This window comes from Paenibacillus sp. USHLN196, from assembly GCF_037144955.1.
Taxonomy (GTDB): domain Bacteria; phylum Bacillota; class Bacilli; order Paenibacillales; family Paenibacillaceae; genus Paenibacillus; species Paenibacillus xylanexedens_C.
Genome location: NZ_JBBCYH010000010.1, coordinates 121,054 through 145,343 on the forward strand (window position 1 = coordinate 121,054; position 24,290 = coordinate 145,343).

Consider the following 24,290-nt stretch of genomic DNA (forward strand, 5'->3'; position numbering starts at 1 on the left):
GGGAGGATTGGAAAGAACATGTGGGGTGCTCCTTTTACGGCTCAAGCCAAAAAAATGCTGCTACTAGGCAGTGGAGAATTGGGAAAAGAGGTCGTTATTGAGGCCCAACGACTGGGAGTAGAGACGATCGCTGTTGATCGTTATGAGAACGCACCTGCGATGCAGGTCGCGCACCGGTCTTACTGCATCGACATGCTGGATGCCGAAGCTTTGAAACAATTGATCCGTAAAGAAAAACCTCATTACATCGTACCTGAGATTGAAGCTATTACAACAGAAGCTTTACTGGAGCTTGAGGAAGAGGGATTTTGTGTAGTACCTACTGCCCGAGCTGCACGTTTAACGATGGATCGCGAAGGCATCCGTCGGCTTGCAGCCGAACAATTGAAACTTCCGACAGCTGACTACCTTTTTGCGGACAACCTGGAACAACTTCAGGAAGCCGTACGTAAGCTTGGCACACCTTGTGTCATTAAACCATTGATGAGTTCTTCCGGCAAAGGGCAGAGTGTATGCCGAACACCGGACGACGTGGAGGATTGCTGGAACATTGCTCTTTCGGGGGCTCGTGGCAAATCCGTTCGTGTTATCGTGGAGAGCTTTGTGCAATTTGACAGTGAGATTACATTACTCACCGTTAGGTCTGTATCAGGCACCGTATTTTGTCCTCCGATTGGTCATATTCAAAAGGATGGGGATTATGTCGAATCCTGGCAGCCTCATGCAATGACTCCTGAGCAATGGCAGCAAGCTTGTCATATTGCCAAATCCGTCACGGATGAACTTGGCGGGTATGGACTGTTTGGAGTGGAATTGTTCCTCACATCGGATGGGGTTGTGTTCAGCGAGGTATCTCCTCGTCCGCATGACACGGGTATGGTTACAATGGTGACGCAAGACAGTTCCGAGTTTGCGCTGCATGTACGTGCAATTCTTGGTTTTCCGGTCACAGGTGTACATCTGTTGACACCGGGAGCTTCAGCAACGCTGAAGGCTAATGATGAAACATCTGACTTTACTGTAGGCGGGATTGAAGAAGCACTGGCTCTTCCTCGTACTCAGATTCGTGTATTTGGCAAACCTGAGACCAAAGTAGGACGCCGAATGGCTGTAGCCTTAAGTGCTGGCCAAGATGTGGAAGAAGCTCGTAAAACAGCGGTGCAAGCCGCTAATATGCTGAAAGTGGAGGTAAATCATGTCCAATAATGTTGAGGCCCCTGTACTGATGATCCGAGAGTGTGAGCTGCGAGATGCTGAAGCGGTAACGGGACTGATGCGAGAGGTCAGCTATCCGACAACAACCAATGTCATGAAAGAACGTATTGAATGTTTGGAAACCAATCCAAACGCATGCATGCTTGTTGCCGAAGTGGATGAACAAATTATTGGTGTGATTGGCTTGCAATGTGTGCAAAGTCATGCCTATCCAGAACCTGCCGCACAAATTACTTCCCTGATTGTAGGTCAAGAACATCGTGGTGGTGGGATTGCCCGTCGTCTGATGGCTCGTGCCGAAGATTGGGGCAGACAGCAAGGTGGTAAACAACTGTTTGTCACGGGTGCAAACCGTGAAGTGACTTCAACAACGTACTCTTTTTATGAGCACATTGGTTTTCAGAAGAGAGGTTATCGGTTCAGTAAAGTTCTTCTATAGTATAAATAAAGTTTCTTCTATTGCATGGAAATTCTCATGATATCCTGATCTGCACATTCTGGTGTGGTGAATGATAAATAGATGGTGAAGCGGCATTCGACTAGCATTTTTAGTCCGAATGTCTTTTTTTTATGCTTTTGTCGATGGGGGTAGAGCCTTACAGGATAAGCCCTCAGTCAAATCTGTAACATTCTAAAAAATGACAAAAAAGTTACTTTTCCATATTTTATAGGTTCACAATCTCCTGTTGAATTGATATACTGCTAGAGTATTAATTACAAAGTTGTAATAACTAATCTTAAGGAGATGAATGAATTTGAAAAAGAAATGGATGAAAACTGTCGTAACGAGTAGTCTGACAGCCGTACTGGCCGTAGGGGTAATGCTTCCTGCTTCCGCTTCTGCTGCAGATTCAACATATAAGACTATCACAACGTACAAAATTACAAGTACAGACAGCTTGAAAGCTTATATTGAGAAATGGCTCAAACAAAATGGATACACCGTATCCGAGGGGCAAATTGTAGAGAAACCTGCTACGCAGCCTGATCAAACGACAAAACCTGCTGAGCCGACCACAAAACCAACTCAGCCAACAACAAAACCTGCTGAGCCTACAACTAAGCCTGAGCAACCGACTAAACCAGCACAACCAGCTCAAGAAGAAAAACCGGCAACTACACCGGCAAAAGATCCTTCAAACACAGGTAAAAATACAAGTAATAATGGTAGCGAAAGCACACAATCCGACTTTGCTACTCAAGTTGTAAAACTTGTGAACGCTGAGCGTGCTAAAGCAGGTCTGAACGCACTGACTTCAGATGCACTTCTGGACAAAGTAGCTGTTGCTAAAGTAAAAGATATGAGTAACAACAACTATTTTGATCACCAGTCACCTACGTATGGTTCTCCGTTTGATATGATGAAACAATTCGGAGTAACTTACAGCTATGCAGGTGAGAACATTGCCCAAGGACAAAAAACACCACAGGAAGTGGTTACAGCTTGGATGAATAGTGAAGGTCACCGCGCTAATATCTTGAGCAAAAACTTTACACATATCGGTGTAGGTTTCTATAACGGATACTGGGCACAAGAGTTTATCGGTAAGTAATCGATTTATAATGAAGAAAGTATGATTTTCTTTTCCACAAGGTTATGCCAGTACACAGTTCATATCTGTGTATGGTATAACCTTTTTTCCGTAAAATGACATATAAAAAATGAATTCTGCGAATGCAGCGCCAAAGTTTGCAAATTAACGACAGAACATTTATGTTATTTAGGAATAGCATCATCAAGGCGTGTCTGAAAACTCCGAAGTAAGCGGATTTTCAGACACGCCTTAATGTAAAGTCATTATAAATTATAAAGCACCCGGATTGGTGTACATGAGCGGAGATGTGATGATGAAAAAGAAAAAAAGCCTTGATTCAGCACCATGGATCTGGAGAACTGTCAGTACAGTATCCATCTTGGCAACTTTGCTGTTGTTATTTGGATTTGGATACGCCATAAAAGACGTGATTTTCCCCGAGGGTGATTCCGCATTAACTACAGGCCAGGAGGCAACTGCTCCATCTAAGGAGATCGAGGGGAAACCCGCTGTCGTGGAAGATGGCAAGATTCGGATGGCCGTCATCGGCGATTCCCTGGCAAGAGGCACGGGGGATGATGAAGGACTTGGTTTTGTAAGACGTGCAGGGAACTTGCTCAAAGATAAAGGATATGACGTTCAGGTTCTTAATAATCTGGGTGTTAACGGGTTGAGAACAGATGCTTTATTGACAAAACTGGATGAACAAGGTGTGCGTTACGTATTGCAACAGTCTAATTTTATTTTGCTCTCCATCGGCGCGAATGATCTGTTCCAGGGCGGACAGGTTTTGCAGGGGGAAGATCCACCAACAGCAGAACAATTAGCAGCGGCTTTGCCGGAAACGTCGAAACGTCTTCAAGAGATTTTGAAGAAAGTTAAAGAAATCAATCCCGATGCACAGATTGCGTACATAGGATTGTACAATCCGTTTGGCGATGTGAACGAACTGGAGAAGCCAGGTAATGCAGTTGTTGCTGCATGGAACGATGCTGCACTGGCTATTTTGAACAATGAGGACAAAATGACACTCGTCCCTACATTCGATTTATTTGAGAATCATCTGGGGGAGTATCTCTCGTCAGATCATTTTCATCCTAACGGACAAGGTTACGAGCAGATTGCAGTTCGAATCGCACAGGAATTCCAGGCGGCTACACCTGCAGAAGGGAGCGGAAATTAAATGGCAGAGAAGCAGTATGATTCCGTCCTGTCCGTACAGCATCTGAAGAAGAGGATCGGGCGCAAGTGGATTATCAAGGACGTTACATTTGACGTGAAACCTGGTGAAATCTTTGGATTTCTCGGACCCAACGGTGCTGGGAAAACAACAACGATTCGGATGCTGGTGGATCTGATCAAACCGACAGAAGGGAAAATTAAAGTCTGTGGTTATGATGTGAATCGGGATCCTGAGCGTGCCTTGAAGTATGTAGGTTCCATTGTTGAGAATCCGGAGGTGTATACATATCTGACCGGGTGGGAGAACTTGGAGCATTTTGCTCGCATGCAACCAGGGGTGGATAACGAACGAATTCAGGAAGTCGTGGATATTGTGCGTCTGGATCAGCGTATTCATGATAAAGTCAGAACATACTCACTCGGTATGCGTCAACGTCTCGGTATTGCGCAAGCATTGCTTGGGCGTCCGCGTCTGCTCATTCTGGATGAACCGACGAATGGTCTTGATCCGAAAGGCATTAAGGAACTTCGTGTCTTTATTAAACAACTTGCCAGTGAAGGTATGGCTGTATTTGTCAGCAGCCACTTGTTAAGTGAGATCCAGCTTCTCTGTGACAGAGTAGCGATTATCAGTGCTGGACGCGTGCTTGCCGTTGGAGGCGTTAGCGAACTGATTGAAGATCATTCCAAGTTGGCTATATGGCATGTTTCACCTCTGGAGCAGGGCAAACAAATGTTGCTGGATGCAGGCATTGTTCTGGTCGGTCGACCTGCGGATGTGATGGATGATACCATTGTTGCGGGCCTTGGTCCAAACGCTGTTGTTGCCGAGATGCATGAAGATCGAATTCCTGATATGGTGCAACAGATGGTTCAAGCTGGTGTACAGGTTGAAGGGGTACAACGGATTCAGCCTACACTCGAACAACTATTCTTAAAAATGACAGAAGGTGAATCCATTGAATAACATCATGCCGCTGATTCGCAATGAAACGATTAAGATGGTGAAGAAAAAAAGGCTTTATATTATATTTATTGTACTTGCAATACTTGTACCGATGTTTACGTATGCACAGATGAAATCTGCGGAAAATAATCGGGACAAGTTCGGTGGCGATTGGCGTCTTGAACTGCAACAGGCCATCACAGACAATCAAAACTCGCTCGGTAGTGATCGGGTACCTGAAGAATACAAGAAATTTAGAACAGTATATATCCAGCAGATGCAGTATTATCTTGAAAATGACATCAATCCCAAAGAACCGGGCGGTGTTACCTTTACGAGGGAGTTCATGAACAACGCAGTCGGATTGTTCATTCCGCTGTTAATCATGGCTATTGCTTCAGATCTTGTATCAGGTGAACGTACGACAGGTACAATTAAAATGCTTTTAACACGTCCGGTGAGACGCTGGAAAGTGCTTCTGAGCAAACTAATCACGCTGATTATGTTTGTGTCCATCATAGTGGTATCAGCCTACATTATCTGTTATGTCATATCGGGTGCCGTGTTCGGATATAAAGGCTTCAACATGCCTATATTCACAGGATTCAAGGTTGTGGGAACAGATGTTGATATGTCGGCAGTGCATGCTGTGGACCAGTGGCTGTATATGCTTATGCAGGCAGGACTGATCTGGTTTGTGAGTATAATCGTAGCCATGCTTGCATTTATGGTATCCGTGCTTGTGCGCAGTACTGCTGCAAGTATCGTCATCATGATGGCGGCTCTGATTGCAGGAACAATCTTGACCAGTATGGCAGCCTCTTGGCAGACGGCGAAGTATCTGTTCATGGTTAATCTCGAACTTCCTGATTATTTGTCTGGCGGATTACCACCAATCGAGGGAATGAATTTAGGTTTTTCCCTTATTGTGCTTAGTGTTTGGGGCATTGCTTCACTCATTGTGTCATTCCTTGTCTTTACGAAACGGGATATCTTGAATTAAAATGGACAAGGATAAGAAAACATCTGTTTGCATTTTAGGCATTTTTTTAGTTGCAAGTTAAGAAGGGGGAGCATGAATGGTCGAGCAAATCGATATGTCGGCAGGTTCGACAGGCGGAGGACAGGGGTCTTCAGGCTACGACGCGGACGACATTCAAGTACTTGAAGGGCTGGTAGCGGTTCGGAAACGGCCGGGGATGTACATCGGCAGCACCAGCACTTCGGGTCTACATCATTTGGTATGGGAGATCGTGGATAACGCTGTCGACGAGCATCTCGCCAAATTCTGCTCCAAAATCGATATCACGCTGCATAAGGACGGTTCTATTACGGTTCAGGATAACGGAAGGGGAATTCCGACTGGTATACATAAAACAGGGATTCCTACTCCCCAGGTCGTGTTTACGATTTTGCACGCAGGCGGAAAGTTCGGTGGATCAGGATACAAAAAATCCGGCGGTTTGCATGGTGTAGGTGCGTCAGTTACAAACGCATTGTCCGAATGGCTGGAAGTCGAGATTTTCCGTGATGGCAAGATTCATCGTCAACGATTTGAGTATTGGCAAGACAAAAAAGGGATTGAACATGTCGGAGAACCGGTATCTGGTCTCGAAGTATTGGGCAATACCAATCGGACAGGTACAAAAGTTACATTCAAACCGGATATTCGGGTGTTCCAGAACGGTATCCAATTCAATTATGATACACTGGCAGAACGACTTCAGGAGATTGCTTTTCTGAATTCGGGCCTGAGAATTGTGCTCAAGGATGAACGTTCGGGCAATCAGGACGAATACATGTATGAAGGCGGAGCAAGCCAGTTTGTTGCTTTTCTTAACGAAAATAAAGATGTACTGCATGATGTCATTCACTTCTATGCGGAGAAGGATGACATTGAGGTCGAAGTAGCGATCCAGTATAACGCAGGTTATACGGAAACGCTGGCTTCGTTCGTAAACTCAATCCCCACACGGGGTGGCGGTACTCATGAGACCGGATTCAGGGCTGCATACACCCGTGTGATGAATGATTATGCACGGCGTACCAGTATGATTAAGGAAAAAGATAAAAACCTCGAAGGCAATGATTTGCGTGAAGGCATGATGGCCGTCATCAGTGTCAAAATGTCAGAGGTTGAGTTCGTAGGTCAGACAAAGGATCAGCTCGGCAGCGCTTCCGCTCGAAGTGCTGTGGATTCGGTCGTGTCCGAAAATATTCAAAGGTTCCTGGAAGAAAACCCGCAGGTCGCGCAAACGTTAATTCGCAAAGCGGTTCAAGCTTCCAGAGCCAGAGAAGCGGCTCGCAAAGCACGGGATGATATGCGTACAGGCAAAAAGCGCAGTGAAAGTTCCAACCTGAACGGCAAGCTGACGCCGGCACAATCGAAGGATTTTACCCGGAATGAGTTATTTATTGTCGAAGGAGATTCCGCAGGTGGTTCTGCCAAACAGGGACGCGACTCGAAGATTCAAGCTATTCTGCCCCTTAAGGGAAAACCGCTCAATCCGGAAAAATCGAAGCTGGCTGATATTCTCAAAAATGAAGAATACCGCGCTATTACAGCGGCGATCGGTGCGGGCATTGGAACCGAATTTGCAGTAGAAGACAGCAATTATTCCAAAATTATCATTATGACCGATGCTGATACCGATGGTGCACATATTCAGGTACTGTTGTTAACCTTCTTTTATCGTTATATGAAGCCATTAATTGATGCAGGCAAAGTATATATAGCTCAGCCGCCATTATACAAACTTACGCGTAAGTCTGGTAAGCTTGCGACAGTTCGATATGCATGGACGGATGAAGAACTGGCTAATTATATGAAGGAATTTGGAAATAATGTTGAGCTTCAACGTTATAAAGGACTTGGTGAAATGAACCCGGATCAATTGTGGGAGACAACGATGAATCCGGAAACACGTGCGATGCTGAAGGTACAGATTGTTGATGCAGCAAAAGCAGAACGTCGCGTATCTACGCTCATGGGTGATAAGGTTGATCCGCGTAAACGCTGGATTGTAGAGAACGTCGACTTTACAGAGTACGAAGAATAGAAGGTGCTTGGAATGAGTCCATCAGAACAATTTATGCCGGCCTTTCTCGAAGAGGTCGTTGGAGACCGTTTCGGTCGCTACTCCAAATATATTATTCAGGATCGAGCCATTCCGGATGTTCGGGATGGGTTGAAGCCTGTACAGCGGCGTATTTTGTATGCCATGTACGATTCAGGTAATACGCCTGACAAGACTTACCGCAAGTCTGCCAAAACCGTTGGGGACGTAATGGGTAATTATCATCCTCATGGTGACTCCTCGATCTATGAGGGTATGGTGCGGATGGCACAACCATGGAAAATGGGCCATATGCTCGTGGATGGTCATGGTAACTGGGGATCACAGGATGATGACCCGGCAGCGGCAATGCGGTATACGGAGGCCCGTTTGTCGCCCATCGCGATGGAGATGCTTCGCGATATCGAGAAACGGACCGTTCTGTTTAAGGATAATTTTGATAATACGGCCAAAGAACCGGTTGTATTGCCATCTCGTTATCCGAACTTGCTGGTTAATGGTGTCAGCGGAATTTCCTCGGGCTTTGCAACGGAGATTCCTACACACAATCTGCGTGAAGTCATTGATGCTTCCATCGCTGTAATGGAAAAGCCGTCCATTGAGCTGGATGAGATCATGATGTTCATGAAGGGCCCTGATTTTCCGACAGGCGGATTGATTATGGGTGGTGACGGTATTCTGGATGCCTATCGCACAGGTAAAGGACGGATCTATATCCGGTCCAAAACCGAGATTGAAAACATGCGCGGTGGCAAACAACAGATCGTCATTACCGAGATCCCTTATCAGGTCGTGAAGTCTCGTCTGGTTACAGCGATGGAGAACATTCGACTTGAGAAAAAGGTTGAAGGTATCGCCGAAGTGCGTGATGAGAGCGGACGTGAAGGTCTGCGAATCGTGGTTGAGCTGAAAAAAGAAGCGGACGCACAAGGTATTTTGGCTTATTTGCTGAAGAAAACGGACCTGCAGGTCACTTATAATTTCAATATGGTTGCGATTGTGAATAAAGCACCTCACCAATTAGGATTGAAATCAATCCTAGAGGCTTACATTGCCCATCAGCGGGAAGTTGTGACATTCCGTACCCGGTTTGAGCTGGAGAAGGCGCAAGACCGTGCTCATGTACTCGAGGGCCTGGTAAAAGCACTTAACATCCTCGATGAGGTCATTGCGGCCATCAAAGCGTCGAAGAACCGTCAGGATGCTCAAAATAACCTGATGTGGATGTTTGGATTCACCGAACGCCAAGCAGATTCCATCCTAACTTTGCAATTGTACCGTTTGACTAATCTGGAGATCAATTCTCTTGAAAAGGAACTCGGTGAACTGATGAAAAAGATTGCACAATTACAATCCATTCTGGATAGTGACCGCAAGCTCATCGGAGTCATCCGCAAAGAATTGATGGAGATTCGTGAGAAGTACGGCATAGACCGTCGTTCTACGATCCAGGGTGAAGTGGAAGAACTCAAGGTAAATCTCGAAGTACTTGTGAATGCCGAAGATGTATTTGTCACATTATCCAAAGAGGGATACGTGAAACGTACAGGCATGCAGTCCTTTACACGTTCTGGTGGTGAACGGAGCGGAAGTGGGGTAAAAGAGGGCGATTATATCGCTCAGGTTCTGGAAGTAAATACGCTTGAGAATCTGCTTGTCTTTACTCGAAAAGGTCAGTATTTCCTGTTACCTGTTCATCAGGTGCCTGAGTTCAAGTGGAAAGATCCAGGTACAGCCATTGTGAACGTCATTCCACTCGCGAAAGATGACCGTATTGCAAGTGTGCTTGCTGTGAAATCCTTCGAAGAGCCAAATCATAGTCTGGTCTTTGTGACACGCAGAGGACAGGTGAAACGAACGGAATTGAAGGATTACGTTACCAAGCGTTCCGGTGCAGTTGCGGCGTGCAAAGTGGGCAAGGACGATGAAGTGTTATCTGTACATCTAAGTACAGGCGGACAAGATATTATGTTGATTACGAAAGAAGCCATGGCGATTCGTTTCCGAGAGGATGAAGTCAATCCAATGGGACGTGTATCTGGTGGCGTTCGTGGTATTCAATTAAGAGATTCAGACGAAGTGGTATCTGCCCTATGGGTAGAAGGAGATGAAGGTGAAGTTGCTGTGTTGTCCGATCTGGGATATGGTAAACGTTCATTGCTCCTGGATTACGCTCTGCAAAGTCGCGGAGGCAAGGGCCTTGCCACATTCGAGTTCAAGGAAGGCAAACGTGTGAAGCCGAATGGCAGCCGCTTGGCTGGAGCGTTTTATTGCAAAGAGCAACGTAATATCACCGTCATGACCAAAGAAGGTCAAGTGGTTCCGATATCTTCAGAAGGTGTACCAATAACCGAACGCAAACATATTGGTAAGCTGCTCGTTCATGTGGACAAACAGGATGAGATCGTTGAACTTCTGAAGGACTTTAATGAGAATCAACCAGCATCATCTTCATAAAAAATAAGCAAACGAGACTTTTCGCAGAACAGCTAATCCTGTCATGCGAGGAGTCTTTTTTTGTTGTTCAAAGGCGGATTAGAAGAGCACATCCATGCGAAGTTTAACAACCTTCGTCGATTACGGTCGATCGCTAGGAAAATGAAAAAAGGCAGCAGGAATGCGGCTTTGGAGGGCGAAAACTTAAGCAGGTGAAGTGATAACCGGTTGCAGAGAGGAGCGATGGAAGATGTATAATTCCGATTTTGCCAAGTGCTGGTCCAGGTTGACCAAAGATTATAAATTGCATATGGATCAAGAGCTGGCACCCTCATTAACGGAGGCTCAGCTGGCTGTTCTGGAGGTACTTGAAGATCATCAGAAGATGAAACCTTCGGATCTGATTCCTTTTCTGGCGACTACGCCAGCAGCTGTAACGATGCTGCTCGATCGTATGGAGAAGAACGACCTGATTCGCAGGAATCGGGATAATCAGGATCGACGCATTGTATGGGTATCGCTGTCCGACAAAGGAAGAATGGAGACAGAGCGGGGAATTACCATCCGTAATGAATTCATGAATTCCGTGCTCAGTAACATTTCAATGCACAATCAACAACTGCTGGTATATCTGTTAGGCAAAATGACAACCCCCAAGACCAAAGAGCCTGCATTATCCACTTCGGTATGATAAAATGTTAATTTTTTTGAATAGCCATAGGTGTGCCTGCTCGTTTCGTGCAGGAGCCCTATGGTTATTTTATTTACAAAATACATATGCTACTCACTGTATCCGGGTTAGTTGATTCAGGCTGAGATATAACCATGTAGTATGTCCTAATTTTATTTTGGAGAATTCATATGTAAAGAGTTGACTATGTAAATATTTTTGTTATAATAAATAATTGTTCCCCTGATATTTCGTGTACGAAATATTATATTCCAAAAGTAAAAGGGTGAATCAATGACTGATACGTATGAAGTATTCTATATTATCAATTCGTTCCGCCAAGTGAATCAAATGCTTTTTCGAGCATTTTGGAATGAAAACAAGGAGATCGAGCTGACTTCGATCCAGTTTATGGTGTTATCCATCCTGAGGGAGCGTCCTTCCATTGGCATCAACGAAGTGGCTGAGCTATGCCATATGGGCAGCAGTTCCATGAGCGCTGTTGTGGAGCGGCTCGTCAAAGGCGAGTATATCGTTCGGACACGTTCAGATGCTGACCGCCGATCCGTTAAGCTTCAGATTACGGACAAAGGGGAACAGGCCCAGCAGGAGACGCACCATTTGTGGATGGAAAGAGTGTCACCCATTCTGGATATATCGAAGGAAGACCTTGAGCACCTACTTAGAATTCATAGTCAAATGATTGAAAAGTTAGAAGGAAGAGAGATGAACAACATATGAGTACGACTACTGCTGCAGCTCCATCCTCAGCGATGGACAACATCAAGAAAGGCCCGATTGTAGCGGCATTGTTAATTGGTGCCTTTGTGGCATTCCTGAACCAAACCCTGATGAACGTAGCACTTCCTAAAATCATGGAAGACCTCGCGATCAATGCAAACAAAGCCCAATGGTTAACCACGGGTTACATGCTTGTGAACGGTGTACTGATTCCGGTTACGGCATATCTGATTGCCAAATTTTCAACGCGTCAAATTTTCATTACAGCCATGACTCTATTTACCATAGGGACGTTAGTCTGTGGTCTTAGTCCGACCTTTACCATTCTGATGGTAGGCCGTGTCATTCAAGCGGCAGGTGCAGGTATCCTGATGCCTCTGATGACCGTTGTATTCCTGACCATCTTCCCGATTGAGAAACGCGGTCAGGCCATGGGAACCATGGGGATCGCGATGATTCTGGCTCCTGCGATTGGGCCTACACTTTCAGGTTATGTGGTTGAGCATTATTCCTGGAGATTGTTGTTCTACATCATCTTGCCATTCTCTATTATTGCAACGGCAATTGGTATTGCTTTTGTTAAAAACGTAACACGTCAATCCAGACCCAAACTGGATTATCCAGGCGTTATTTTATCTACACTAGGTTTTGGTAGTTTGCTCTACGGATTCAGTGATGCAGGTACCGATGGATGGGGCAGTGCAATTGTCATTGGATGCCTCGTTGTAGGTGCGATATCCCTGATTCTGTTCGTTATTCGTCAACTGACAACAGATCATCCGCTCCTTGAGTTCCGTATTTTCAAATACAACATGTATACATTAACAACGATTATCAATATGCTCGTGACTATGGCGATGTTTGCAGGTATGATTCTGCTTCCTATTTTCTTGCAAAACATTCGTGGATTCTCACCAATTGAATCAGGACTTCTGATGATGCCCGGTGCAATATTGATGGGGATTATGTCTCCTATTACAGGTCGCATATTTGACAAAGTGGGCGCACGCTGGCTTTCGGTTGCAGGTCTTGCCATTACGGCAATTACAACTTTTGGACTGAGTCGTCTGGCAATCGATACTACGTACGGCTACATGATGTTTATCTACACGGCTCGTATGTTCGGTATGTCGATGCTGATGATGCCGATCCAGACAGCAGGTCTGAATCAACTGCCTCAACGTCTGAACGCGCATGGTACAGCGATGTCTAACACATTGCGTACAGTTGCCGGTGCGATCGGTACAGCGATTCTCGTTACCATTATGAGCAGCAAGCTCAAAACACATCTGGCAGAGACACTGGCTGCGGGTCAGGTTAATCCAGATGATCAGGCGGCAATGGTGCGTGCTACGGCAGATGCAACCATTTACGGTGTAAACTATGCATTCATCGTTGCAACGGGAATGACCGTGGTCGCGTTGATCATGGCATTCTTTATTCGGAAAACAAAACCAGCTGTTGAGCCTGTTACTGTAGAACAGGAAAAAGCGACGGCTACAGCATAACGAACATCAGATAAAAAACCAAAAAAGAGAACTCTAGCAGTTGAAAAGGGGTATACCCCCTAACTGCCTGAGTTCTCTTTTTTGTGTGTGCACAATATGAGGAGAGTCGTCTTATTCGGGCTGGACCGATAGATCGAGAAGAAACACAGGATCGGGTTCATGTCCGAACCGTTTGAGATTAATGGTTCCGTTCATCTGGAACTCAACACCTTCGCTAATAAGTTCTGTTTCCTGCATCATGCGCGAGTGTTCATCCTGTATGGAGATTTCGCCTTTTGCATTGACGACACGATGCCAGGGAAGCCGTTCCTTGCGGCTCAGGGAGTGTAGAATCCGTACGACTTGTCTCGCGGCTCTTGGACTTCCAGCGTGGGCGGCAATCTGACCGTAAGTCATCACTTTACCTTCGGGAATCGCCGCGATGATTGCAACGACTTGTTTGGTAAATGGGGTCATTTTATGGCTCCTTTCTGTATCTTACGCATATAGCAGGAAATATTAAAAAACGTGTCATTCAGATACAGAATCTGAACGACACGTGATATGGACAGATGTGACCTGCTCCTGTGCACTTATAGAGGTTGTTCAAAAAAACCACTTTTGATTACGAATGATGCCTACTGGCATCATCAGCATCGAATATGGCTTTCAGCCGAATAAGCATATGCTTACGAAGGTTGTTTCCTTCGGAAACATTGTAGTTACTCACGTAGTTTTCCCTACGCTCCGCTACTCCATTTCTACCTTTATCCCATCTTCTCGGTACTGAAAACCAGTCTTTTTGAACACGCACTTATTGAGGTTGTTCAAAGGCTTTTTGGTACACAGCGTCTGGCCATTCTGCCCAGGGAAATTCTCTTGCAGGCAAAGATTGCAAAATAACTTCTTCCTTGGTAACTGGATGAGGGAAAGCTGCAATCACAGACCACAGAGCAATCTGTTGCCCGGGTTTATTCACGCTTGCGCCGTACTTTTGATCCCCGTACAGCGGGCAGCCGATTTCTTTCATCTGCACTCGAATCTGATGAGATCTGCCGGTGTGCAGTTCAATATGAACGAGGCTGTATCGGTCCGTCTCACCAATGACCTGATAATCCAGAACGGCATCCTTACCGCCAGCCGTACCCTTGGGTACAACAGTAACGGTATTCGTACGTGCATCTTTCAGCAACGTGTGCTTTAACGTTCCCTGCTGTGCAGGCAACTTGCCATGTACAACAGCCGCATATATTTTACGGAAATGACGTCCCCGCACAGTCTCGGACAATCTTGAAGCGGCTTTGGATGTCTTGGCGAAGATCATTGCCCCTCCAACAGGACGGTCAAGTCGGTGCACTAACCCAAGATAGACATTGCCGGGCTTGTTATAGCGTTCTTTCAGATCCTGCTTCAGCAATGTAAGCAAATCCGGATCCCCTGATGCATCTTCCTGAGTAGGTACATTGACCGGCTTCGTAATACCTAACAGATGATTGTCTTCGAACAGAATCGGAATCGCATCGTGATCATGCCGATGTTCTGACATGATTAGGACTCCCAGCGGCCCAAAATGCCACAAGGCAGATCGAGACCACTGCGTGTGATCGGCAGACCGATTTCACCTGCAGTAATTTCACCACCGTACTGAGCAGACATCGTCATGGTCAGCATATTACGCAGAACCGTGGAAGAGATGCCCGTGGTGTAGGAGTTAACCAGCATGAATAATGGATTATCCGACAAGATCGTCATACACGACTTCAAGAAAGGATAAAGGTTCTCTTCCAGCTTCCAAGTCTCTCCATTAGGACCTCGGCCATAAGAAGGAGGGTCCATAATAATGGCGTCATAACGATTCCCGCGTCGTTGTTCCCGTTGTACAAATTTGAATACATCATCGGTAATAAAACGAACAGGGCGATCAGCCAGTCCGGATAATTGAACATTTTCCTTGGCCCATTGAACCATTCCTTTGGCTGCATCTACGTGAACCACCGAAGCACCGGCATAAGCAGCCGCAACAGTAGCACCGCCTGTATAGGCAAACAGGTTCAAGACAGAAATAGGACGTCCTGCATTGGAGATTTTATCCATCATCCAGCTCCAGTTGGCAGCTTGCTCAGGGAACAGGCCAGTGTGCTTGAAGCTGGTCGGTTTAATGTGGAATTTCAGGTTTTCGTATCCGATCGTCCAGCGCTCGGGAATGGGCTTTTTCATATCCCAGTTACCGCCACCGGAAGAGCTGCGATGGTAGTGGCCATGCACCTGACGCCATTCATTAGTCTCTTGCTCAAGGGGCCAGATAATCTGTGGATCGGGTCTGCGTAAAATCACATCTCCCCAACGCTCCAGTTTCTCGCCGCCTCCTGTATCGATTACTTCATAGTCCTTCCAATTCTTAGCTACGTACATAATGATTTATCCATCCTTCAAAAGTCATTTGGATACTATTGTACAACAAAAAAGGGCTTGTACGCCAGTTGGGGGACGGGAGTGCACCATATACTGAAAAACAAAGATAACCAAAAATTTAATTTGACAATGATAATCATTATCACATATGATTTTGTTAATTCAAATTCATTCCTTCTTCGGAGAGAATATTAACATGATCAAACTAAAGCGAGGGAAAAATAGATGGCTAAATTGTTAGTGGCTTATGCAAGCATGACCGGAAATACAGAAGAAATTGCAGAACTGATTGTGGAAGGAATTACACAGGGAGGTCACGAGGCAGACCTGAAGTCCGTTACGGATTGTAATGCATCCGATGTAATGGACTATGACGGATTCATGATCGGCGTCTACACTTGGGGGGACGGGGAGTTGCCAGATGAATTCCTTGATTTCTATGAAGAGTTGGATGAGCTTGATTTGAGCGGCAAGAGAGCAGCAGTGTTCGGTAGTGGTGACACCTCTTATGAGCAGTTCTGCGGAGCGGTTGATCTCGCCGCTGCCAAGCTGCAAGAGCGTGGGGCGGAGGTATCTCCAGAGATGTTAAAGATTGAATATAGTCCGCTGGAGCAGGAGAAGGATACGTGCCGTGACTTTGGCAAACGCTTCGCTGCTGCCGGATTACAGGTGTCCTAAAGGTCATGTTAAGACATAATGTTCAGGCAGCGATGCCGGTCGGAAGGAATGACCTTCCTGGACATCTGCTTGAAGATTACAGATTGGAAGAGATGCTGCGCAGCCCACACCGGTTCATCCGCCCTGAACCTTCGTCAGAACAGCATTCTCCTCTGCAATGGAGGCATCGTGTACAATATGCGGTGAGTCACGCGGTCAATGCTTTTTACAGTCTCGATCCTGATGTTCGCAAAGAGGTACCCATACAATATTTACTTGAGAAATGGTGGCCCAGGAAGACCAATGGTTTCGAATCTGTTCTCCATTACTGGGATGTAAAGAACAAGATTACGGATGAATTGTCGCTCGTTGCTGCAATGAACGATGATCTGAAGCATCCAGCGATTCTTTTTGAACAGTGGAGAACGGAGTTGCCTTCCTTATCCATGCACTTATCAATGATATTTCAGGCGGCCTGGCAACCGGAAGGCTGGGATTCACTGCTTATTCAGAAATATATGGTTGTCCATGATCCGAATGTGGTTGAGGCATTTCAGCATATGGTCAGTGCATTTTGCTGGGAAGCCTTCGGTCAATTACCGGGTATGATCGAGATTTATTGCCTGCTGGAAGGACGCAAAATAAGATACATCCCTGGACGCCAATCTTTGATTCGTTCCATGGACTATATTCGTTTGATCCGAGACAGTATGCCACAAGCAGAAGCGGTGGAATCGGAGCGGTTTACAACGCGTGACAAAGCACGGATTCACGAAGAGGTAGATCGCTGGAAAACGGATGCCGCCGAACCGAAGAAAACATGGTTGATGTGAAGGCGATCGAAGGATAACCATATATCACGCAGATAGAGGAGGGCTGTTGTCATGTCTACCGGTCTAAGTCAAGATATAAGCAGCGGCAAGAGACGTACAGGAGCTTGCGAATTCAGTCCGTTGCCAGTACCACAGTCAGTCATACGAAAGCTGCTTGATGATGCAGATCCTTCATTATATGTCATGAGTTCAGAACCCTGGCGGTTTATGTTATTCGCAGGCGAAGGAAGGCAGCTTTATCTGGAGGCGGTCAGACAGAGTTACCCACCCCATCTGGCCGATCGCTACGGCGATTGGGCTACATATCAATACACGGAAGCGATTCCCGCCCATCTGGTTGTTGTGGCGCCAACGAATGCTCGTGAGGATGATCTGCTACCCGCCAAAGCCTGGAGCAAACGATTTAGTATCCTGGCTGCGGAACAGGGCTTGAACGCCGTCTGGAAGATCAATGATTATCAACAACATCCTGTGTTTATGAATCTGATGGGCTTGACAAGTGAAGAGAAGGTGCTCGGGGTATTTCATATCGGTTACGGAGACCAGCCTGCATTGCGGGATATGGATGCAAGCCGACCAGCCTCTGAACTGATGACGGTCTATGACCATCTGGTATGAACATAAAATGATCCATAAGTTTTCTTATTTGCTGCTGTTGGATAGAAAATCACGAACGAGCTGACGACTCGTTTGGTCCTTATTGCAGGCGGAGAACAGTCGATTCGATACCGTAATGGTATTGCCAAAAAAGAATCGTTCGAACTGGGTCTGTCTGCCCCCGAATGAACCTGCCCCAAGCTCCCAGATCAGACGGAACAGAGCGTTGCGTTCGTGAGAAGCCATATCGTTTCCTTTAAGATATACATTCAGTGAAGGAGCAATGTTAGAATGGAAGTCTTCTTCCTGAGGGACCATAATCACCCCGCTCGAACCCAAGAGTTGCAGGATTTCAATCATTTCAGGATATAGTTTCGGGAAAAGGAGATTGGCTGCCATCAATGGTTTGGGTGCAGGTAACACAAATCCGCGCCCGTCCGGTATGGCACCTGCCTCCGCGGCCAAGGCCAATGCTTTTAACGATTCAAGACCTGCGAACACACGCGCGGTTTTCTCGACAACATGTGTTTCCGTATTCAGATCCAGGGTATCTGTGAGAAGCTGGAGTGTACCGAGAACAAATTCCGTCTTGGCAATATAACGACACAATACCTGATGGCCTGCATGAATATGAAAATGACTACCACTGAAGAGACGGGAGGACATCTCCTCACTTCCTGCAAAAAATATTCGTTCATGCGGAACAAGAACCTGCTCAAAGATGACGATATTGTCCATTTCTTCATATCTGGAACTCAGAGGATAGTTGGCGTGAGATTCGGCTGCATAGGTATCCCTACATACCAGACTGATTCCTGGCAGATCATTCGGGACAGCGAAGGAAAAGGCAAATGGATTCTCATCATCAAAAGGGGCAGGCGAAGGTGAAGGATAGACAAAAATCTCATCTGAAGTTGCAGCTTGTGTAGCCATCATGAATGCACCGCTAATGATGAGACCTTCCTCAGTGCGATCTACGACCTTTGCAGCAATCGCATCCTCAGTAGCATCCATTTGTCCTGAGATTTTACTGGCGTGTGGCTGAATGAAAGCATGGGATAGTGTGATATCATGGTCACGGCAGTAAGCATAATAATTTTTGAGATTTTCTGCGTACTGGGGAGATAATTCATTCAGGAGATCCGCACCTGTGTAAAAGGCCATAATGGCTGTATTCATATAGTCGGGTGAGCGACCAAGAAAGCCATGATGCACATTCGCCCAGACATTCATTCCTTCCCGTCGTTTACGAAGGTCGTCGGCACTGGTTGGAGGCAGGAAAGATATGCCCACAGGTTTGCCGTCTGCCGGGGAGGCATACGTCATCGTTTCCGCCAATGTTGGATCAGATTGCAGATCATACATGTACATCTGAGTATCCATCAAACCAGCAAATGCAACATGTTCAGAGCGTTTTTCAGTAATAAGCTTACCTTTGTACCAGCAGGGGACGGACTGGGCATTAATTCGGTCGCGATACTGTGAGCCACTTTTAACAGGCATTGTTATTCACCTCTTGGTTCTAATCGTTCATAGGCAGACTGACTTCTTACGTAGTGTACGTGGGTGATCTGTCCAATGTGCATTTAAGAGGTGTGCAGGATTTTTGCAGATTAGGGCTTGATAATAATTATCATTCTTGTTACAATAGACAAAGAAAAAAGGAACCGGTAAGGGCTCCTTTAGTGAATCTTATGCAATTTCTTATTTCACTTCGAAAGTTTTGCAGTCTGTTTCAGCAGACTGACGAACTTCATCTTTGGGAATGTGGCTTACGATGTAGATCGAAGAAGCGTTACATTTGTTTTCATCAGCCCAGTGACGACAGGAATTAACTTCACACAATACGTCTTTTGCCATGATTGTTAACCTCACTTTTAATTTGGATTACATTCGTTGGTATAAAGATTCCGGAAATAGCAAGTTGCCGCTTGCGAAATCTGGAAAATTTTGATGCTCTCATGAAATTTAGAGGGCTTTTTTGCGTTATACACAACGATGCATATTTAGAATAGCAAATTTCCTTGAAGCTTGCAACCAAATACCCCACCTTCTAGGGCAATATAGTGCCCCTGCTATAGTTATCTTTGCAAATAGGTGGTAGTATGTTATTATTTAATAGTAATAATTACGATTAAATCTAATTGATTCTATATAAATTGAACTAAACATTTACACGAAAACGGAGAGGACAGAAAGAACCTGAAGAAGCGGAGCGTTCGCCTTTATCCCCGGATTTCCCCTCTAGGAAATAATCAAAAAATCTGGGGATAACAGCGATCGGAAGGTTGTTCTGTCATCGAAGTGGTCAGTGTAAATATTCATTAGTTCAACTTATATAACTTGAATCACGGACTGAAACTATAAATGAAGGAGCATGTGAATACATGAGTAAAATAAATCATATGAATCGGATTCCCCGAGCGAAAGGGATTGATATGGCCGCTTTTTACACACCGAAAGAGTGTAGGCGCAAAGCCCAGCATATTGTATTTTCCGCTGAAAATGAGCGTATCATTAATGAATTCATAACTATTCTGGGTATGAAAGAGAAGTTCAGAGAACATGATGTGTCAATCCCCAACAAGATGGTCATGTTCGGTCCTCCGGGGACGGGTAAAACATTAACCGCATCACATCTGGCTGAGCGCCTTGATCTACCATTGGTACTCGTGAGGTTAGATGCAATCATTCATAGTCATCTTGGGGAGACCGGAAGTAATGTACGCAAGTTATTCGAATATGCACGTATTAATCCCTGTGTACTATTCTTGGATGAATTTGATGCCATAGGCCGTACACGTGAGAGCAATGATGAGGTGAAAGAGATGGCACGTGTCGTCAATACGTTGTTGCAATGTCTGGACGAATTCGATGGGGACAGTATTCTGGTGGCTGCTACGAATCTGGAAACGCAACTGGATCACGCCATATGGCGACGTTTCGATACCAAGATGACCTACGGTATGCCTGATGATTCGAGTCGCAGATTGTATATCAGCAAGTTGGTGGGGGCATTTGAGCAGGAGAGCCAGATGGAAGAGTACATATGTGAACGCTTGGCAGGGTGCAGTTATGCGGATATAGAGCAAATTGTTCTAAAAGCAAAGCGGAAAGCGATCATTGCCAGCAGTGTGCTTCATAAGCAATTGATCTCAGATGCGTACGATGAGTACAGGCCACGTGTATTAGAGTGTTGAGCGCTTCCGTTCTGGATAAAGCAACAAGGAACAAACATGAAATAGCCCAGTCTCCTGAGTGGAGTCGTGGGCTATTTGGCATGTTAGCGTGGTGCGTTACACTTCAAGGGCTGCACCGTATACCTTTTCTGTAGTCATGGCTTCTTGTGTTGCTGTCCAGCGTGGCAGGCTTAATCTGAACGTGCTCCCTTCCGGGCTGCTGGAGACAAGTGTCAGTTCACCGCCCTGTTCCTGGGCAAGTAATCGACTATATGTTAATCCCAGACCCAGGCCACGGTTACGGCGTTTTTTGAGTTCTCCACGATAGAAGCGTTCGAAGATCTTAGGTTGGTCTTCGGCCGCGATGCCTGTACCGTTGTCCTTAACATCAACGTACAGCATCTGTTCTTCTGCGCGTAAATAAATATCGAAGACAGCCTTTTGTTCAGGAGCTGTGGCATGAAGTGCGTTATTGAGCAAATTAACAATGATCTGCTGAATGCGGAGAGCATCCCCCATGGTGAAAAACGTAACGGGAGGGGAGTGCAGCTGAACCTCTGGCATTTTGTCCTCATAAGCAATCTTCCACTGATAGATGATCTCACCGACCAACAGCTTCAGATCCGTCCGTTCCTTGCGAACGGCAACACTTCCTGCAGCCATTGCATTATAGTCAAGCAGATCTGCGACCATCCGTTCCATACGTTCGGATTCTTTCAATGCGATATCCAAAAATTCTTTACCTTCCTGTGGACTCACGACATCGTCACGGACCGCCATAACGAGCCCCTTGATGGAAGTTACCGGTGTCTTGAGTTCATGACTTACCCCTGCCAGCGATAGTGTACGCCACTCTTCGAGTTGTTGTAGACGTGTGGCCATATCGCGGAATGAATTTACAAGTTCGTTGATCTCACGTTCTCGTGTATTCAAATCAAGACTCACATCATAATTACCACCTCGAATCTGCTCAGCCGCATAGGCGACCTGACGAATCGGTCTGGATAACTTACTGGACAGGAGATAGATTGTAAACCATCCACAGAGGATTAATCCTCCCAGAATTAGAGCAACAAGCCATAGGGTCTCTGGACCAAATGTAATGGATTGCTTGGACTGCATGACCCACACTTTGCCCAAAGTTTGATCGCCTTCGGATATGTTGACCGTTACGCCCGCATATTTGTTGTTTCGCGGTTCACGATAGTCATCTGACAGTCGATAATGCACATCTTTTTGCTCCATTTTAGGCTGGGAAAAAATCAATTGATTGTTGTTGTCCAAGATCATGACACAGAAATAATGATCTGTATTGAATAGTTTTTCTCGTTTGGTTACCAGTCTGTCAAGATCGGGTGGAACCTGAAGCATATTGTTTTCACTAGTGACTTGATCAGCGATCTCCAGACCAAGCAGTTCTGCGGTTTTGAGGCTTTTTTCAATAGAGGTTGTTCGAATCCAGTAAAGTGCGCCTGCCACAATAATCGTGAAACCAATACACAAAATTAGAAAATATCGCAGTGTCCAGTGTGACAGAATGGATATGGATCGTTTGGGTTTCTTTTGTTTCAGTTGGCGATCCAAAATTGATACCCCATTCCTCGTAACGTCCGAATTTCTCCTGTTTCGGGCAACCAGTGGGAGAGGGCCTGACGCAGTCGTTTAATTGATAAATCCACAGCACGATCACTCCCGTCATAATCCATCCCCCATACCTGCTCAATAAGATGATCCCTGGTAAATGTCCGATTCGGATAATCGGACAGGAATAGCAGTAACGACAGGTCACGAGGTGTGAGTGCAACCTCTGCACCGTTCAACAGCACCTGTTTGGCCGCAAGATCAATGACGAGATTGCCAAAGGAACGCTTCTCTTCACCGCCTGAGGACCAATGTGGATTACGGCGGAGTACAGCATTAACTCTGGCGACTACTTCTTCCGGTACAAAAGGTTTGCTCATATAATCGTCAGCACCGGCATTCAGTCCGTTGAGACGGTCTGAAATGTCATCGAGTGCGGTTAGCATAATCACGGGACAAGCACTTTTTTCACGAATAATTCGCAGCAGATCCCATCCGTCCATTCCTGGCAGCATCACATCAAGTAATACAAGGGAAGGCGTTACGGAATCGAAAAGGGTAAGTGCAGTTGGTCCATCTGCAGCATGATGAACTTCAAATTCTGCTTTTCTCAGATAAGCAGCCAGTACTCGTGCAATAGCTTGCTCATCCTCAACGATGAGTATGGATTTCAAGAAAAGCGGTCTCCTTTCATTTCATAAGCTTGTGTACTGATTTTACATGAGCAAGAGCATAAAGCCAATCCTGTATTAGCGTTTAGAAAAAAATCAGGAACTTGTCGTATCTTGACTTCTTCCTGACACATTCGGTTGATATGATCCATATCAACAAGCAATCTAAACCATAATATACTGGAGGAAACATACAGATGAACAAGAAAGCAAAAGCATGGCTTATTACAGGTGTGGCGGCGGTTGTCGTAATCGGTGGCGGTGGTTACTATCTCACCAATAGTTACTTGGGGAACAACGTTGAGATTGAGCAGGTCCTTCCTGCCAGCACGGCGACTTCCACCACAGCAGTAGATAGCACAGGAGCGGTTGTAGCGAATGAAACTGCGGGAGCAGAACAATTGAATGGAGACTGGAGCATCAGCGAAGGTTCCAAAGTATACTTCTCCGTAACCACATCGCAGGAGACCGTTAACTTTGTGGACGAGCAGGTAACAGGCAATTGGACAATTAATGTAGACGATGGTTCTCAGATGAAAGCTGAAGGACAGATCGAGATGGACGGGATTGATTCCGGAAATGGACAGCGTGATGGTCACGTGAAGCAAGCCGACTTCTTCGATATTGCCACATATCCACAGGCAACATTTACAGCGACATCATTTGAAGGTGTACCTGCAGAATGGTCTGTCGGACAAACGGTTGATATTAAAATGAACGGTACCATTACGGTTAGAGGTGTTGAAAAAGAAGTGACTTTTGATGCAAAAGCCGCTTATGAGAATAACGATGTGTTGTTGTCGGCAACATCCATGGTAACGTTCGAAGATTTTGGAATGGAAAACCCGCACTCCGTTGTGCTCTCGACAGAAAATGATATCCAGGTACAACTTGAATTGAAACTCACCAAATAAGTGTACAACGATTATATATTTACAAAATCTGTTCTGTTCTGCCTTAGGGTGGACGGACAGATTTTTTTGTTTTTCTGGCAAAATAGCGTGATTGCTATAGCTCGAATATAACTTTTACAGGATCATATTGTTAAAATAACTGCTGTTTCCTTTGGAT

23 protein-coding genes are annotated in these 24,290 nt (G+C 45.6%); 16 read left to right on the plus strand and 7 right to left on the minus strand.

Features of this window, described 5'->3' with window-relative positions; translation table 11 throughout:
• Window positions 1-18: 18 nt before the first annotated feature.
• From purT to WFI24_RS22840, 11 genes are all read left to right on the plus strand, one after another.
• On the plus strand, window positions 19-1,206 hold the full coding sequence (purT, locus tag WFI24_RS22790; RefSeq protein ID WP_336764447.1) for a formate-dependent phosphoribosylglycinamide formyltransferase: 1,188 nt from the start codon (window positions 19-21) through the stop codon (window positions 1,204-1,206).
• Window positions 1,196-1,654 (plus strand): GNAT family N-acetyltransferase, encoded by a 459-nt coding sequence (locus WFI24_RS22795; protein WP_036613284.1) that lies wholly within the window; start codon window positions 1,196-1,198, stop codon window positions 1,652-1,654. The genes purT and WFI24_RS22795 overlap by 11 nt, the downstream gene beginning before the upstream one ends.
• A gap of 316 nt (window positions 1,655-1,970) precedes the next feature.
• Window positions 1,971-2,768, plus strand: a complete 798-nt coding sequence (locus WFI24_RS22800) for a CAP domain-containing protein (protein ID WP_336764449.1) — start codon at window positions 1,971-1,973, stop codon at window positions 2,766-2,768.
• A gap of 277 nt (window positions 2,769-3,045) precedes the next feature.
• Window positions 3,046-3,933: a GDSL-type esterase/lipase family protein gene (locus tag WFI24_RS22805; RefSeq protein WP_336764451.1), complete on the plus strand. Its 888-nt coding sequence runs from the start codon at window positions 3,046-3,048 to the stop codon at window positions 3,931-3,933.
• Complete coding sequence (locus WFI24_RS22810) at window positions 3,934-4,899, plus strand: ABC transporter ATP-binding protein (protein WP_336764453.1); 966 nt, start codon at window positions 3,934-3,936, stop codon at window positions 4,897-4,899.
• On the plus strand, window positions 4,892-5,881 hold the full coding sequence (locus WFI24_RS22815; RefSeq protein ID WP_336764455.1) for an ABC transporter permease: 990 nt from the start codon (window positions 4,892-4,894) through the stop codon (window positions 5,879-5,881). Before WFI24_RS22810 ends, WFI24_RS22815 begins: the two co-directional genes overlap by 8 nt.
• A 76-nt stretch (window positions 5,882-5,957) precedes the next feature.
• The gene (gene parE / locus WFI24_RS22820; protein WP_145322351.1) at window positions 5,958-7,937 is read left to right on the plus strand and encodes a DNA topoisomerase IV subunit B; all 1,980 of its coding nucleotides are present in this window, start codon (window positions 5,958-5,960) and stop codon (window positions 7,935-7,937) included.
• Between the two features lie 12 nt (window positions 7,938-7,949).
• Complete coding sequence (gene gyrA, locus WFI24_RS22825; protein WP_336764457.1) at window positions 7,950-10,412, plus strand: DNA gyrase subunit A; 2,463 nt, start codon at window positions 7,950-7,952, stop codon at window positions 10,410-10,412.
• Window positions 10,413-10,641: 229 nt separating this feature from the next.
• Window positions 10,642-11,082, plus strand: coding sequence for a MarR family winged helix-turn-helix transcriptional regulator (locus tag WFI24_RS22830; protein ID WP_062835119.1), 441 nt, complete (start codon window positions 10,642-10,644; stop codon window positions 11,080-11,082).
• Window positions 11,083-11,355: 273 nt separating this feature from the next.
• Window positions 11,356-11,802 carry a MarR family winged helix-turn-helix transcriptional regulator gene (locus tag WFI24_RS22835; protein ID WP_036613308.1) on the plus strand — a complete coding sequence of 149 codons (447 nt, stop codon included), beginning with the start codon at window positions 11,356-11,358 and terminating at the stop codon, window positions 11,800-11,802.
• Window positions 11,799-13,310: a DHA2 family efflux MFS transporter permease subunit gene (locus tag WFI24_RS22840; RefSeq protein WP_336764458.1), complete on the plus strand. Its 1,512-nt coding sequence runs from the start codon at window positions 11,799-11,801 to the stop codon at window positions 13,308-13,310. Before WFI24_RS22835 ends, WFI24_RS22840 begins: the two co-directional genes overlap by 4 nt.
• A gap of 111 nt (window positions 13,311-13,421) precedes the next feature.
• On the opposite strand, the gene WFI24_RS22845 is transcribed toward WFI24_RS22840, so the two are convergent.
• From WFI24_RS22845 to WFI24_RS22855, 3 genes are all read right to left on the minus strand, one after another.
• Window positions 13,422-13,766 carry an MGMT family protein gene (locus WFI24_RS22845; RefSeq protein WP_336764459.1) on the minus strand — a complete coding sequence of 115 codons (345 nt, stop codon included), beginning with the start codon at window positions 13,764-13,766 and terminating at the stop codon, window positions 13,422-13,424.
• A 337-nt stretch (window positions 13,767-14,103) separates the two neighbouring features.
• Window positions 14,104-14,835 carry an RluA family pseudouridine synthase gene (locus WFI24_RS22850; protein WP_145322343.1) on the minus strand — a complete coding sequence of 244 codons (732 nt, stop codon included), beginning with the start codon at window positions 14,833-14,835 and terminating at the stop codon, window positions 14,104-14,106.
• 2 nt (window positions 14,836-14,837) lie between these two features.
• Complete coding sequence (locus tag WFI24_RS22855; protein ID WP_036613317.1) at window positions 14,838-15,701, minus strand: class I SAM-dependent methyltransferase; 864 nt, start codon at window positions 15,699-15,701, stop codon at window positions 14,838-14,840.
• A gap of 225 nt (window positions 15,702-15,926) precedes the next feature.
• On the opposite strand from WFI24_RS22855, the gene WFI24_RS22860 reads away from it, so the two are divergent.
• Genes WFI24_RS22860 through WFI24_RS22870 form a run of 3 tightly spaced genes read left to right on the plus strand, consistent with a single transcriptional unit; the run spans window position 15,927 to window position 17,809 of the window.
• The gene (locus tag WFI24_RS22860) at window positions 15,927-16,379 is read left to right on the plus strand and encodes a flavodoxin (protein WP_145322341.1); all 453 of its coding nucleotides are present in this window, start codon (window positions 15,927-15,929) and stop codon (window positions 16,377-16,379) included.
• 5 nt (window positions 16,380-16,384) lie between these two features.
• Window positions 16,385-17,191, plus strand: coding sequence for a hypothetical protein (locus tag WFI24_RS22865; protein WP_336764460.1), 807 nt, complete (start codon window positions 16,385-16,387; stop codon window positions 17,189-17,191).
• 51 nt (window positions 17,192-17,242) lie between these two features.
• On the plus strand, window positions 17,243-17,809 hold the full coding sequence (locus WFI24_RS22870; protein WP_336764461.1) for a nitroreductase family protein: 567 nt from the start codon (window positions 17,243-17,245) through the stop codon (window positions 17,807-17,809).
• Between the two features lie 24 nt (window positions 17,810-17,833).
• On the opposite strand, the gene WFI24_RS22875 is transcribed toward WFI24_RS22870, so the two are convergent.
• Together WFI24_RS22875 and WFI24_RS22880 are read right to left on the minus strand one after the other, a co-directional pair.
• A complete protein-coding gene (locus WFI24_RS22875; RefSeq protein ID WP_336764462.1) occupies window positions 17,834-19,291 on the minus strand; it encodes a 4-hydroxyphenylacetate 3-hydroxylase N-terminal domain-containing protein in 1,458 nt (485 codons plus the stop codon).
• 201 nt (window positions 19,292-19,492) lie between these two features.
• Window positions 19,493-19,648, minus strand: a complete 156-nt coding sequence (locus tag WFI24_RS22880; RefSeq protein WP_336764463.1) for a DUF1540 domain-containing protein — start codon at window positions 19,646-19,648, stop codon at window positions 19,493-19,495.
• 527 nt (window positions 19,649-20,175) lie between these two features.
• Here WFI24_RS22880 and WFI24_RS22885 point away from each other — a divergent pair.
• Window positions 20,176-20,988, plus strand: a complete 813-nt coding sequence (locus tag WFI24_RS22885; protein ID WP_336764464.1) for an AAA family ATPase — start codon at window positions 20,176-20,178, stop codon at window positions 20,986-20,988.
• Between the two features lie 96 nt (window positions 20,989-21,084).
• Here WFI24_RS22885 and WFI24_RS22890 read toward each other — a convergent pair whose 3' ends face one another.
• The gene (locus WFI24_RS22890; protein WP_336764465.1) at window positions 21,085-22,551 is read right to left on the minus strand and encodes a HAMP domain-containing sensor histidine kinase; all 1,467 of its coding nucleotides are present in this window, start codon (window positions 22,549-22,551) and stop codon (window positions 21,085-21,087) included.
• Window positions 22,536-23,222, minus strand: a complete 687-nt coding sequence (locus WFI24_RS22895) for a response regulator transcription factor (protein WP_145322328.1) — start codon at window positions 23,220-23,222, stop codon at window positions 22,536-22,538. Before WFI24_RS22895 ends, WFI24_RS22890 begins: the two co-directional genes overlap by 16 nt.
• A 194-nt stretch (window positions 23,223-23,416) precedes the next feature.
• Between WFI24_RS22895 and WFI24_RS22900 the strand changes: the two genes are divergently transcribed.
• Window positions 23,417-24,133: a YceI family protein gene (locus WFI24_RS22900; RefSeq protein WP_336764466.1), complete on the plus strand. Its 717-nt coding sequence runs from the start codon at window positions 23,417-23,419 to the stop codon at window positions 24,131-24,133.
• Window positions 24,134-24,290: the final 157 nt, after the last annotated feature.